14 protein-coding genes are annotated in these 13,348 nt (G+C 66.2%); 3 read left to right on the forward strand and 11 right to left on the reverse strand.

Annotation, left to right across the window (positions count from 1 at the left end; all coding sequences use genetic code 11):
* From PNO31109_RS14540 to PNO31109_RS14570, 7 genes are all read right to left on the reverse strand, one after another.
* Positions 1–341: electron transfer flavoprotein subunit beta/FixA family protein (locus PNO31109_RS14540; RefSeq protein ID WP_442417709.1), on the reverse strand; the 341-nt coding region annotated here is incomplete at its 3' end.
* 75 nt (positions 342–416) lie between these two features.
* A complete protein-coding gene (locus PNO31109_RS14545) occupies positions 417–1,646 on the reverse strand; it encodes an MFS transporter (RefSeq protein WP_150556187.1) in 1,230 nt (409 codons plus the stop codon).
* Positions 1,647–1,707: 61 nt separating this feature from the next.
* Complete coding sequence (locus PNO31109_RS14550; RefSeq protein WP_150556188.1) at positions 1,708–2,598, reverse strand: amidohydrolase family protein; 891 nt, start codon at positions 2,596–2,598, stop codon at positions 1,708–1,710.
* A gap of 154 nt (positions 2,599–2,752) precedes the next feature.
* Positions 2,753–4,165: an FAD-binding oxidoreductase gene (locus PNO31109_RS14555; RefSeq protein ID WP_150556189.1), complete on the reverse strand. Its 1,413-nt coding sequence runs from the start codon at positions 4,163–4,165 to the stop codon at positions 2,753–2,755.
* 47 nt (positions 4,166–4,212) lie between these two features.
* Positions 4,213–4,944, reverse strand: coding sequence for a FadR/GntR family transcriptional regulator (locus tag PNO31109_RS14560; RefSeq protein WP_150556190.1), 732 nt, complete (start codon positions 4,942–4,944; stop codon positions 4,213–4,215).
* A 201-nt stretch (positions 4,945–5,145) separates the two neighbouring features.
* Entirely contained in the window at positions 5,146–5,445 is a 300-nt protein-coding gene (locus PNO31109_RS14565) for an antibiotic biosynthesis monooxygenase family protein (protein WP_150556191.1), read from the reverse strand.
* Between the two features lie 224 nt (positions 5,446–5,669).
* Positions 5,670–5,867, reverse strand: a complete 198-nt coding sequence (locus tag PNO31109_RS14570; protein ID WP_150556192.1) for a hypothetical protein — start codon at positions 5,865–5,867, stop codon at positions 5,670–5,672.
* Between PNO31109_RS14570 and PNO31109_RS14575 the strand changes: the two genes are divergently transcribed.
* On the forward strand, positions 5,866–7,068 hold the full coding sequence (locus tag PNO31109_RS14575; RefSeq protein ID WP_150556193.1) for an ammonium transporter: 1,203 nt from the start codon (positions 5,866–5,868) through the stop codon (positions 7,066–7,068). The genes PNO31109_RS14570 and PNO31109_RS14575 overlap by 2 nt on opposite strands.
* A gap of 132 nt (positions 7,069–7,200) precedes the next feature.
* On the opposite strand, the gene PNO31109_RS14580 is transcribed toward PNO31109_RS14575, so the two are convergent.
* Both PNO31109_RS14580 and PNO31109_RS21955 read right to left on the reverse strand, forming a co-directional pair.
* Complete coding sequence (locus PNO31109_RS14580) at positions 7,201–8,559, reverse strand: hypothetical protein (protein ID WP_150556194.1); 1,359 nt, start codon at positions 8,557–8,559, stop codon at positions 7,201–7,203.
* A 678-nt stretch (positions 8,560–9,237) separates the two neighbouring features.
* Positions 9,238–9,402 (reverse strand): hypothetical protein, encoded by a 165-nt coding sequence (locus PNO31109_RS21955; protein WP_174966402.1) that lies wholly within the window; start codon positions 9,400–9,402, stop codon positions 9,238–9,240.
* 104 nt (positions 9,403–9,506) lie between these two features.
* Between PNO31109_RS21955 and PNO31109_RS21960 the strand changes: the two genes are divergently transcribed.
* Together PNO31109_RS21960 and PNO31109_RS14590 are read left to right on the forward strand one after the other, a co-directional pair.
* Positions 9,507–9,662: a hypothetical protein gene (locus PNO31109_RS21960; protein WP_174966403.1), complete on the forward strand. Its 156-nt coding sequence runs from the start codon at positions 9,507–9,509 to the stop codon at positions 9,660–9,662.
* Positions 9,662–10,453 carry an IclR family transcriptional regulator gene (locus tag PNO31109_RS14590; RefSeq protein WP_150556196.1) on the forward strand — a complete coding sequence of 264 codons (792 nt, stop codon included), beginning with the start codon at positions 9,662–9,664 and terminating at the stop codon, positions 10,451–10,453. The genes PNO31109_RS21960 and PNO31109_RS14590 overlap by 1 nt, the downstream gene beginning before the upstream one ends.
* A 215-nt stretch (positions 10,454–10,668) precedes the next feature.
* On the opposite strand, the gene dmpG is transcribed toward PNO31109_RS14590, so the two are convergent.
* Complete coding sequence (dmpG, locus tag PNO31109_RS14595; RefSeq protein ID WP_150556197.1) at positions 10,669–11,688, reverse strand: 4-hydroxy-2-oxovalerate aldolase; 1,020 nt, start codon at positions 11,686–11,688, stop codon at positions 10,669–10,671.
* A gap of 32 nt (positions 11,689–11,720) precedes the next feature.
* Positions 11,721–12,665: an acetaldehyde dehydrogenase (acetylating) gene (locus tag PNO31109_RS14600; protein WP_150556198.1), complete on the reverse strand. Its 945-nt coding sequence runs from the start codon at positions 12,663–12,665 to the stop codon at positions 11,721–11,723.
* Positions 12,666–13,348 lie beyond the last annotated feature (683 nt).

Here is a 13,348-nt window from a genome sequence, read left to right on the forward strand (position 1 = left end):
ATCACCAGTTGCGGCTGCTCCTTGTCGACGATCGCCTTGAGCAGCTTGGCCACCGCCAGCGGCTGCAACTCTTCGTCCGACTCGATCAGGATCGCCCGGTCGGCCCCGATCGCCAGCGCCGTGCGCAGCGTCTCCTGCGACTGCGCCACGCCCGCCGAGACCGCGATCACTTCGCTCGCCACGCCCGCTTCCTTCAGACGCACCGCCTCTTCCACCGCGATTTCGTCGAACGGATTCATCGACATCTTCACGTTCGCGATGTCGACGCCACTCCCGTCGCTCTTCACCCGAACCTTTACGTTGTAATCCACTACCCGTTTGACCGGTACCAGGATCTTCATGCGAAACTCCGTTGAATCATGAAAACCGGGCGGCGCGCCGAAGCTGCGGCCCGCGCCACCCGCGAAGGTGAGAACTTACTCGATCTCGCGCCCTTTCGTCTCGGGCAACAAAAATGCGGTCACGAGCACGACGAGATAGGCGCCCCCGGCAAACAGGCCGATGGCCGCGCCCAGGCCGCTCGTCTTGGCCAGATAGCCGACGAGGCTCGGGAAGAGCGCGCCAATGCCGCGCCCGAAGTTGTAGGCGAAGCCCTGCCCGTTGGCCCGCACCGCGGACGGGAACAGTTCGGTGAGGTAAGCGCCCATACCGCTGAAAATGCCCGAAGCGGCAAAGCCCAGGGGAAAACCGAGGATCAGCATCTGATCGTTGGTCAGCTGGAACTGCGTGTAAGCGTAAATGCTCGCGCCCGAGAGCACGGCAAAGACCAGCAGGTTCGCGCGGCGGCCCAGGCGGTCGGTGAGATAGGCGCCGGTGAGGTAGCCGATGAACGACCCCAGAATGATCACCAGCAGATAACCGCCCGTACCGATCACCGACAAGTGGCGCTCGGTCTTCAGGAACGTGGGCAGCCACGTCGTCACGGCGTAGTAGCCACCCTGCACGCCGGTGCACAGCAGGGCCGAGAGCACCGTTGTCTTGAGCAGCGCCGGCGAGAAGATGGCCCACGCCGACGTGCGCCGGGCCGCCGATGCCTCCTGCTTGCGCGTGCGCTCGAAGAGTTCCGGCTCAGGCACGTGCTTGCGAATGAAGAGCACGAACAGCGCCGGGATCACGCCGATCCAGAACAGCGCGCGCCACGCATATTCTTCCGGCAGATACGAGAACGACGCCGTATAGCACAGCGCCGCGACCGCCCAGCCGATGGCCCAACCGCTTTGCACCGTCCCCACGGCGCGGCCGCGATACTCCGTGCGCACGATCTCGCCCATGAGCACCGAACCCACGGCCCACTCGCCGCCGAAGCCCAGGCCTTGCAACGCGCGCAGCACGAAGATCTGCTCGAAGTTCTGCGCGAAGCCGATCAGAATCGTGCACACGGAGAACCACAGGATTGTCGCCTGCAGAATTTTCACGCGGCCGAAGCGGTCGGCAAGTACGCCTGCCAGCCAGCCGCCGATGGCCGAGAACAGCAGCGTCACCGTCGCCAGCATGCCGGCTTGCGCCTTGTCGATGCTGAAAATGGTGATGAGCGTGCTGATCACGAAAGTGAACACCATGAAGTCGAGCGCGTCGAGCGCCCACCCGCCGAAGGCGGCGATGAAAGTCCGCCGTTCGGTCTTGTTCATCTGGCGATACCAGTTCATCTTGTCTCCTCTTGAAATCTTGAGTGATGCGCGGGCACAGCGGGCGCGCGATGTCATGCGATCAGGCCGTTGCCGGGAATCCGTACAAACGCGCCGGGTTGTCGACCAGGATGCGGCGGCGCACGTCGGCGTCCGGCGCCCAGAGCGGCAGCAGATTGCGCAGCGCGCCCGTATTCGGCATGCGCGTGAGCGAAACGTGAGGCCAGTCGCTGCCCCAGACCATGCGATCGGGCGCGTCGTCGATGAGGGCCTGCGCGAACGGCGTCACGTCGTCGAACGTGGGGAATCGCTCGCTGATGCGATATGCGCCCGAGAGCTTGACCCAATAGCCGTGATCGCGCACGAGCGAGCGCAGCGCCGTGAAACCGGGCGCGTCGAGCCCTTGCGCCACCGGCGTGTGTCCCATGTGATCGACGATGCCGGTGACCGGCAGCTTCGTCATGCGGGGCATGAGCTCGGGCAACGTCTTCACGTCCATCAGGAACTGCATGTGCCAGCCGAGATCCTTGATGCGATGCGCGAGCGTCTCCATCGCCGTGAAGCCGATGCCGCCGCCAAACAGCACGTTGATGCGCAGGCCGCGAACGCCGGCCGCATGCATCGCCTCGAGTTGCGCGTCGGTCACCTCGGGCGAGACGACGGCGATACCGCGCAGCCGGTCCGGATGGCGGCGCAGCGTCTCGAGCATGTAGCGATTGTCCGTGCCGTAGACGCTGATCTGCACGAGCACGCCGTAAGTCATGTCGGTCGCGTCGAGCATGGCGAGGTACTTCTCCTGCGGCGCGGGCGGCGGCGTGTAGCTACGCTCGGGCACCATCGGGTAATCGCCGCTCGCCGCCACGACGTGCGCGTGCGTGTCGACCGCGCCGGCGGGCACGTCGAACGTGGGTGGATCGATCTGCGGCAGCGGGCCAAGGCACAGCGGCGCTCCGGCGGCGGGGTTTGCGGTCATGTCGACTCCTCAGAAGGCGCGAGGGCGACAGTGACAACGTCGGGCTCACGCCAGGGGCTAAAACGGGTCGGGCAACGACGCCCTTGAAAGTACGCGCGAAACAAGTGGCGCCGGCGAAAAAGCGACGCCAAGCGGAGGCAAGCCGCCGATGCGCTTACAGCAACTTGCCCGGATTCATGATGCCGGCCGGATCGAATACGGCCTTGATCTCGCGCATGAGACGCAGTTCCAGCGGCGACTTGTACTTGACGAAGTACGAACGCTTGAGCTGTCCGATGCCGTGCTCGGCGCTGATGCTGCCGCCGTGGCGCGCGACTTCGTCGAGCACTTCGGCCGTGATCGCCTCGCCGTGCTTGGCCATGAACTCCGGCGCCTCGCCGGCCGGGCGCGACAGGTTGTAGTGGAGGTTGCCGTCGCCGAAATGGCCGAAGACGAACGGCCGCACCTGCGGGCACACGCGGCGCACGCGCGCCTCGGCGCTCGTCATGAAGTCGGGGATGGCCTCGATCGGCAACGAGACGTCATGCTTCAGATGCGGCCCGTCCGCGCGTTGCGCTTCGGAAATCTCTTCGCGCAACTTCCACATCTGCTCGAGCTGGCCGAGCGTCGACGACACCACCGCGTCCGCACAAAGATCGCGCTCGAGCGCCGCTTCGATCACGCGCTCGAGCAAGGCGGCCAGCGCCTGTTCGTCGGCCGTGTCGGCGAGCTCGATCAGGACATAGCCCGGATGCCGCTCGGCGAACGGCGCGCGCACGCCGGGCACGTTGGCCGTCACCAGATCGACACACTCGCCGGTGAAGAACTCGAACGCCTGCATGCGCGCACCGCATTCGGCAAACAGCAGTTCGTAGAGTTCGAGCGCCTGGCGCGGCGACGCCACGGCCGCGATCACGACCTGACGCACGGGCGTCGGTGCGTAGAGCCGCAGCGCGGCCGCGGTGATCACCCCCAGCGTGCCCTCCGAGCCGATGAGCAGTTGCTTGAGGTCGTAGCCGGTGTTGTCCTTGCGCAGCGTGCGCAGACCATGCAGGATCTCCCCGTTCGGCAGCACGGCTTCCACGCCGAGCACGAGCTCGCGCGTCATGCCGTAGCGCACGACGTTCACGCCGCCGGCGTTGGTCGCGAGGTTGCCGCCGAGCTGACACGAGCCCTCGGCCGCGAGGCTCAGTGGCAGCAGACGATTTGCGTCGCGCGCGGCGCGCTGCAGGTCTTCGAGAATGCACCCGGCCTCGGCGACCATCGTGTTGGCGATGGTATCGAGGCTGCGCACGGCGTTCATGCGGTCGAGGCTCAGCACCACGTTCTGCGCCGACGCGTCGGGCGTCGCGCCGCCGCACAGGCCGGTATTGCCGCCGCGCGGCACCACGGGCGTGCCCGTACCCTGGCACAGCGCGAGGATCTTCGCGACGTCCTGCGTCGTGCGCGGCCGCACGACGGCCTGCGCGTTGCCACGGTACATGCCGCGCCAGTCGGACAGCCAGGGCGCCACGTCGTCGGCCGACGTGAGGACGCTGTCGGCGCCGACGGCATCGACGAGGCGTTGAGCAAAAGCGGTGAGGGTCATGGTGTCACGCGTCGGAGGTTACGGTGCGGGGATGGCATCTGACGAGGTCAAGCGCGGGTCGGCGCGATGGCGCCGGTGATGATGTCTCGTCCGGGCAGCGTCAGCCCGAGACGGGCCGATGCGCGCAGCAGGTGCGAGAGCGAGGCGGCGCGCGCGAGCAGCGGGTCGCGCGCCTTGATCGCGTTGAATACGGCGACGTGCTCCTGATGCACCTGCGCGGCAAGCCCGTCGTGAAGCAGCGTGTTCGTGCGCGCGGTGTGGACGACCTGGCGGATCTGCAGGTTCAGATACTGCAGCAGATCGGCGTAATAGCGGTTGTGCGTGGCGCGGGCGATCGCGGCATGGAACGCCGTGTCGTATTCCACACCGTTTTCCACGTGATACAGGTTCGTTTCGAGCTTCTCGAGAATCTCGCCGAGCCGGCGGATGTCCTCTTCCGTATGGCGCACGGCAGCCAGCGCTGCGGCCGTGCTCTCCAGATCGAGACGCAACTCATAGACGCTGGCGAGATCCGCGGCGTCTTTGCCCACCGGCACCTGAAAACCGCTCGACGGAGTGCGCGCCTTGACGGTCACGCCGGCGCCTTGCCGGCTGTCGATCAGCCCTTGCGCGCGCAGGCGCTCGGTCACCTCGCGGATCACGGCCGGGCTCACGCCATAAGTCTCGGCAAGCTGCTTGCCGGTCGGCAGCTTGGCGCCCACGGGATAGACGCCCTGCCGGATCGCATCCTGCAACTGCTGCGCGACCTGCTCGGTCAGGGTTCTGGGCTTGGTCGTCATCCTCTCACGTCCGTCTCATGCTTTTCTGGTTTGCATGTTATCTGAAAACTTTACGCGGATAGCACCGAGTTAACCCTTAGTGTCCCGTCACGTGAAAGACCGCCGGCAGAAACACGCCGGGCGGCGACGGGACTGCCCATGTGGCCGCCCGGCGCTCGCGTCACGAGGTGGCGCGGAAGGGGACGCCGGTTGGACGTCCGCTCAGAAGCCGATCAGCGCTTCCGTGACGTGGCCCACGTTGGGCGGCGCGGCAAAGCAGTCGCTCACCAACGCACGCCATTGCTGGAACGCCTCGGAGTTACGGAAGTGGACGGTGTGGTCTTCGAGCGTTTCCCAGGTGACCACGAGGCTGTAATGGGTCGGCTGCTCGATGGACTTGAGCAGACGCATGCCGTGGCAGCCTTTCGAGCCTTTGAAGAGCGGCGCGGCCTTTGCCACGCCTTGCTCGAAGGCGGCTTCCGTGCCGGGCTTCACTTCGATCTGGGCAATTTCAAAGATCATGGGATTTCCTCAGTGGTTGTGCGTGTGCCAATCGTTGGTGTTGTCGTCGCACGGTGGCGCCGAGCGGCCCCGGTGCGAAGCGGCCGGGCGTGGCGCGCGGCGCCGCGAGAACGCCCGATTCTATACCGCACGCGAGCGTGCCGCACTGTGCGCGGCAGCAGCGGGCCTTTCATCGCCCTTCCATGCCGGCGCCAGTCCCGACCGCCTCACCCACGCGCGCCTCCTCACGCCAGTCCCGTGTGCGGGCTTGCACTGACTTCGCTCACGAGCGCGGCGTGCAGCACCATGACCGTGCCGCGCGCGGCGGAGAGTGTCGCCTCGCCAAATAAAACATCCTGATAAATCAATGCGAAACAGGGCGCTGGCATTGCTTTTGCATATCTTCGTTCTTCCTTCTTTTTGCACCAAAAGAGCACATTCATGCCCAATTCCAATACACCCGGCGACGTGCTGTTTCTTTTGCTCGGCGCGATTCTGGTGCTTGCCATGCACGCCGGCTTCGCGTTTCTCGAACTCGGCACCGTCCGCAAGAAGAACCAGGTGAACGCGCTGGTCAAGATCCTGACCGACTTCGCGGTCTCCGGACTCGCGTACTTCTTCATCGGCTATCCGCTCGCATATGGCGTCGACTTCTGGTCGAGCGCGACCGTCCTCTCGGCGCACAACGGTTATGCGCTGATCCGGTTCTTCTTCCTGCTGACGTTTGCCGCGGCGATTCCGGCCATCGTGTCGGGCGGCATTGCCGAGCGTGCGAAGTTCCATCCGCAGTCGGTGGCGACCTTCTTCCTCGTGGGCGTGGTCTACCCGTTCTTCGAGGGAATTGCGTGGAACAACCATCTCGGCATTCAGGACGGGTTCACACGTGCGCTGGGCGCGCCGTTCCACGACTTCGCGGGCTCGGTCGTGGTGCACGCGGTCGGCGGCTGGATCGGACTGGCGGCGGTGCTGCATCTCGGCGCGCGTCGCGGGCGCTATAACGGCCAGGGTCAGGTCTCGGCGCACCCGCCGTCATCGATTCCGTTCCTCGCCCTCGGTGCGTGGATTCTGATCGTAGGCTGGTTCGGCTTCAATGTGATGAGCGCACAGCGCGTGGGCGGCATCTCGGGACTGGTCGCGGTGAACTCGCTCATGGCGATGGTCGGCGGCACGCTGGTCGCGATGTGGATCGGCAAGGACGATCCTGGCTTCATCCACAACGGTCCACTCGCCGGCCTCGTGGCGGTATGCGCGGGCTCGGATGTGATGCATCCGCTGGGCGCGCTCGTCGTGGGCGCGGTGGCGGGCGGGTTGTTCGTGTGGCTGTTTACGGTGACGCAGAATCGTCTTCGCATCGACGACGTGCTTGGCGTGTGGCCGCTGCACGGCGTGTGCGGCATCTGGGGCGGGCTCGCGGCAGGCATTTTCGGTCAGACGGCGCTCGGCGGGCTCGGCGGCGTGAGCTTCCTCGCGCAAGTCGCCGGCACCGTGATGGGCGTTGCCATCGCCTTTGCGGGCGGCTATCTCGTCTACGGCGCGATCAAGCGCCTCATGGGTCTGCGCCTCGACGACGAGCAGGAGTACTACGGCGCCGACCTTTCCATTCACAAGATCACGGCGACGCCCGAGCGCGAGACGAACTGGTAAGTGGCGAGCGCGTTGCCGCCTGCGGCGGCCCACGCCGTCCGGATCGGCGGGGCTCCTTCTGACGAACGCGGTCAACGGATCTTCATGCGGCGTCCATACGATATGGACGTCTCGTGTCGCGGACAGCCCGACTCAAACCCGTGTCGAATCGATGTCGACGTACACGACGCCGCCTGGTGCGCGTGCAATGCCGGGGGGATCGCCCGCTCGGGGCGCGCCGCCGGGCACCGCCCGCCCCTCGGCACGCCCGGCCGCCTCGGTGCATTGCGACGGGGTCAGCAGCCGCTCCAGCAACGCCGAACTCCAATGCTGGTACGACAGCAGCAACCGATACGTGGCGCGAACAGGCGTGGCGGGCCGGTTGCGCCAACCATCTTCCGCCCAACGTCTGCCCCACGGACTCTCGGCGGGCGACAAACTCAAACGCGTGCGCGCATCGACGCACACGGGGTAGGCCGTGACATCGAACGACTCGCACACACGCGCAATCTCGCCGGCCTGCAGCGGTTCGCGTGACGTGAGCAAGCGCTCGCACAGCGCCGCGCGCGATGCGATCTCGGCGAGCAGCGCCGTGTCGCAATGCGCGGCGAGATCCTTCACGCGTGTCACGCGCGCCAGCACTCGCGCCTCGTCGCCGCAGGGGACGAGGGCAAGCCGCTCGTTCAGTGCCTGCCAGCGTTGCGCGAGACCGTGGGCGTCGTCGGCAAACGCTGCGTTGCGCGCCCACGTGCCCACCAGACTCGTCATCGCGCGAAAGGAATCGAGCATCAGCCCGGCCACGCGCAAATAGCCTCGATAGCCGTCCATGGCGGCCGAAGGCCCCCGGAACCAGGACGGCAACCAGAGCGCCAGTCGCGCGGGCGGCACTGCCGTATTCGAAAGCGTAAAGAGCGTGGCCACATCGCGGGATCGGGCAAGCGCACCCAACCGGTTGCGCCACGACGAAGGCGTCGTCTGCGGTATCGCGACGCAGGTTTCGAGCAGACGGCAGGCCGCTTCCATGCGCTTGAGAATTTCGTCGGCCGCGTGATGGCGAATTAGCGTCGGCGAGCCGAGCGACTGCGTGACCACACCCTTCAGGCCCTCGAGTCCGAGCAGCAGCCAGTCGGCCCACGGCACGTCGAATGGCGTGTTCACGCTGGCCGCGCCCCGCGTGCGCGATGCGGCGTCGTGGCCCGCACCGCCGGCGCACGCCGCGGACTCTCGATACAGCGAGGCCGCGATGATCACCAACAGCGAAAGATTGCCGACCAGCGAGATCGTGTCGCGGGCCGCTCGAAAGCGCCAGCCGCGCTCGCCCGTGGCCGTCACGGTCTCCAGCCAACGCGAGATGTCGCGGCACGCATCCTCGACCGAGACGTCGGAAACGCGAGTGGGCACCAACATCGCCTCGGCGTGGCTGCGTGTCTGGGCGAGCTTCGGGTCGCGCACGTGCGCAAGATCGAACTCGTTGCGATAGAAATGCTGAGCCGCCGCCGTCGAAACCCACATTCCCGCCCAAGCCTGCGCGAAGGCGTGCCGAAGTTCGGAAGATGACCGGGGACCGGCGCGGCCGCCGCCGGCGGCGCGGAGATTCCGTCCACCTGATCCCCTTGATTCTCTTGATCCCCTTGATTCCCTTGATCCACTCGGTTCTCCCCGGCCATTCCGTTCGCTCCGTTCACTTCGTTCACTTCGTTCGCTTCGTTCGCTTCGTTCACTTCGTTCGCTTCGTTCGCTTCGTTCGCTTCGTTCGCTTCGTTCGCCCCATGCGGCGCCTCTTCCGGCCGTGGCGGCGTACCGTTCGACGTCCCGCGTCGTTGGCCGCGCGTGGGCGCCCGCGGTGAGCCGTGCGTCGTTATGCAAGGCGTTGAAGGTACGCTCGAGACGGGCCGGAAGATCCGTGCTCGCGACACGGCGCCACGCCGACGCCTCGCGCGTGCCCGCCGCTTCGGCGCCCGGGCTTCGGGCCTGCCCTGCATGCGCGCCCCACCCCGACACACCTGCCCCATGCGGATACCACATCCCATCCTCCTTCCGAACGGCGCCGGCGCGCCGGCAAACCGTCGACTATAGAAGGATCGTCCCTCGGGCGCGGCGCCTCGTCGAGCGGACACGCGCGCGAGGGCCGGCGCGTCGGCCTGCACGAGCGTCGACGCGCGTCCGGACAGCGCCCCAGCGAGGGCCCACTTACGCGAATTGCGCGAATTGCGCGAATTGCGCGAGTTGAGCGGGTTGGGCGAGTTGCGCGAGTTGCGCGAGTTGCGCGCGTTGAGCGAGTTGAGCGAGTTGCGCGACGCTCGGGGCGATACGTCGCTCGCCAAGTGCCGACGCGTCGCGGTAGACTTCGGACACCCGACGTCTGTCGTCGTGGTGCTCACGCCACCGGCCCGGGCGTCTCCGGGACGCCCGAACGCATGGCGCGAGCACTACGCGCATCACGCCCGACTCCCGAATACATGTCCGCACACGTGTCCACACCGTCTCCCGGCCAGGCGGCCACGCCCCTGCCCCTCACGGCCCTCCGGCCCGAATGGGCGTTGCTCGAACCCGCGCGCCACACCGCGCTCAAGTGCGACGTTCCCGAACGCTTGCCGGCACTCGGGGAAGCGTGATGGCAAAAGCGAAAGCCACTGAAGCCGAACGTCCGCGCACGCTCGCGAGCCAGACGCTTTTTCGCGGGCTCGACATCGTGGAGGCCGTGGCCGCCGGCATCGACACCGTGCCCGCGCTCTCGGCACATACGGGCATCACACCCTCGACCACCCACCGGATCGCCTCGGCGCTCGTTCACGCCGGCTACCTGCGCTTCGAGCCGCGGCGCGGCTATCGGCTGGGCAACAAGCTCATCGAACTCGGCTTTCTGGCGTACCGGCAGATCGACCTGCCGCGCGTGGCGCGCCCCGCTCTCGAGACGCTCGCGAGCGAGACGCGGGACACCGTGCATCTGGCCGTTGCCGATGGCTGGGAAGTGATGTATCTCGATAAACTGCCCGGACAGCGCGCCGTGGAAATCAGCTCGCGCATCGGCGGGCGCAAACCGATTTGCGTGACGGGCGTGGGCAAGGCGCTGCTGCTCGATCAGGATGAGAACGCGTGGCGCGCACAGCTCGAACACTTCCAGGCGTCAGTGCCCGCGCACCCCATCGACGCCACCGCTTGGCTCGCGCGCATGCATGACTACGCGCGCCTGGGCTACGCCTTCGATCTGGAAGACGACACGCCGCAAATCCGCTGCGTGGCCGCGCCCGTGTATGACGCGAGCCAGCGCATCGTGGCCGCCATCAGCGTGTCGAGCACGACCAAGTACATGAGCCGCGAGCGCATGCAGGAACTCGTGCCGCGCGTAAAGGACGCCGCGGCGCAGATCAGCCGCCAGCTCGGCTGGTCCGGCCACGCTCGCTGAAGCTGCGCACACGGGCGCAAAAAAAGCCGGCGCCGCGCGAAGCGGGCCGGCACCGGTACTGCCTGGATGATGACCGGCTGACCTCAGAGCGACGCCCCGGGTCCGGTATGGATGCGGTATGGACGCGGTATGGAACCGTATGGGTTCGTATGGGCCCGTATCGGATCGATGCGCGAGCTCTCGCGCGGCGCCGGGCGGCGACGCTTGCAGGCGGCCTATGCGGCGCGGCGCTTGAGCAGGTCGAGCGCGACGTCGACGATCATGTCTTCCTGGCCGCCCACCATGCGGCGCTGACCAAGCTCGACGAGAATGTCGACGGTCTTCAGGTCGTAACGTGCCGCGGCCGCCTCGGCGTGACGCAGGAAGCTCGAATAGACGCCTGCATAACCGAGCGCCAGCGTCTCGCGGTCCACGCGCACGGCGCGGTCCTGCAGCGGACGCACGATGTCGTCGGCCGCGTCCATCAGCGTGTACAGGTCGCAGCCATGGTTCCACCCCAGACGCGACGCGGCCGCGATGAACACTTCCAGCGGCGCATTGCCCGCGCCGGCGCCCATGCCGGCCAGACTTGCGTCGATGCGATCGCAGCCTTCCTCCACCGCGACGATCGAATTCGCCACGCCGAGGCTCAGATTGTGGTGCGCGTGCATGCCGGTGAGCGTCTCGGGCTTGAGCACGTCCTTGAACGCGCGGAAGCGATCGCGCACGTCGTTCATGCCCAGCGCGCCGCCCGAATCCACCACGTAGATGCACGTCGCGCCATACGACTCCATCAGCTTGGCCTGCTCGGCCAGATGCTGCGGCGTGGTCATGTGGCTCATCATCAGGAAGCCGACGGTGTCCATGCCCAGCTCGCGTGCATAGGCGATGTGCTGGCGCGAGACGTCGGCTTCAGTGCAGTGTGTGGCGATGCGCACCACGCGTGCGCCCGCGTCGTAGGCCGCGCGCAGATCGTGGACGGTGCCCACGCCCGGCAGCAGCAGCGTGGCCACCTTGGCGTGCGTGACCGTCTCGGCCACCGCCGCGATCCACTCGAGATCGGTGTGAGCGCCGAAGCCGTAGTTGAAGCTCGAGCCGGACAGGCCGTCGCCGTGCGCGACCTCGATCGAATCGACGCGCGCCGCATCGAGCGCCGCGGCAATCGCCTTCACGTTGGCAATGCTGTATTGGTGACGAATCGCGTGGCTGCCGTCGCGCAGCGTCACGTCGGAAATGTAGAGTTTTTTCTGCGTCATGGTGATGTGTCTCCGGGGAGCGCGCGCGGCGCTCAGGCGGCAAGCGCCAGGCGGGTGGCGGCGATGCGATCGGCACAGGCCAGCGCGGCGCTGGTCATGATGTCGAGGTTGCCCGCATAGGCCGGCAGATAGTGCGCGGCGCCTTCCACTTCGAGGAACACCGAGGTCTTCAGACCGGTGAGCTTGCCCAGTCCCGGCACGTTGAGCGCATGCGAGGCGTCGAACAGCTCGAACTGCACCCTCTGCTTCAGACGATAGCCCGGCACGTAGGCATGCACCTTGTCGACCATGGCCTGAATGCTCGCCTCGATGGCGGCCTGGTCGCCGGGCTCGGACAGCGCGAATACCGTGTCGCGCATGATGAGCGGCGGCTCGGCCGGGTTAAGCACGATGATGGCCTTGCCGCGCGACGCGCCGCCGAGCACCTCGATGGCCTTGGACGTCGTTTCGGTGAATTCGTCGATGTTCGCGCGCGTGCCAGGGCCGGCCGACTTGCTGGAGATCGAGGCCACGATCTCGGCGTAGTGGACCTTCGCCACTTGCGAGATGGCCGCCACGATGGGGATCGTCGCCTGGCCGCCGCACGTCACCATGTTGATGTTCTTCGCGTCGAGATGCGCATCGAGGTTGATCGACGGAATCACGTAAGGGCCAATGGCCGCCGGCGTCAGATCGATCACCTGTACGCCACGCGCCTGCAGCAGTTCGTTGTGATGCGCATGCGCCTTGGCCGACGTGGCGTCGAACGCGATGCGGATGTCGTCGAAGCCGGGCATGGCCAGCAGCCCGTCGATACCGCCTGCCGTGGTCGGTACGCCGAGACGCTCGGCGCGCGCAAGGCCGTCCGAGGCCGGATCGATGCCGACCATCGCGCCCATCTCCAGATGCTCGCTATTGCGCATCACCTTGATCATCAGGTCGGTGCCGATATTGCCCGAGCCGATGATCGCCACTTTCTGTTTGCGTCGTTCCGTCACTGTCGTCTCCTGAACGTATCCGTCCTCCGGTATGAGGCGCATCGTAAGTCCGCGACAACTTAAATGTCAATATGTAGAAATTGATCTCATATTTTGAGATTTATAAAGACAGCCGTTTATCCACATTTTTTGTTCACAAGGCAGTTGATAACTTGCGGAAAAGCGTCGCAAGTGGATGATTCGACAGGGAAGATTCGTCGCGCGCGAAAGTTGTGCCGGCGGCTGCAAAACGAGGCATGGCGCGGGTTTGCGAGAGTCGCCGTTATCCACAGAATCTGTTTGCAAGCCGGTGGACAACTCGCGGATAGCTCATTCAAGTCGTTGATCGGACGAGAAAAAAGTCGCGCGCGCATTTGCTGCGCCGTCGCCGCGCGGTCCGGCAAAGCGACGGCGTGGCGCGAGCGTGATGTGAACGGCATCGCCACGGGCCCCGCCGTTATCCACAGAAAATGTTCACAACCCGGTGAATAACGCGTCGATATCCGATGTATCTGGTTGACGCCAAAGGACTTTCATACAGCGCAGCAACAGTGCTCAACGCAGGCCCGAAGGGTGAGCCCATGCCGGCGGGACGATCGATGGCCACCGCGCCCAGGCGCCCAGGTGCCCAGTGCCGGGCGCCCCGGCGCCGACCGAGCGCGAACTTTTCACCGTGTGCTGCGGTCTAGATACGCCGCAAATCA

Origin of the sequence: Pandoraea nosoerga (assembly GCF_902459585.1) — a bacterium.
In the GTDB taxonomy this organism is placed as follows: Bacteria; Pseudomonadota; Gammaproteobacteria; order Burkholderiales; family Burkholderiaceae; genus Pandoraea; species Pandoraea nosoerga.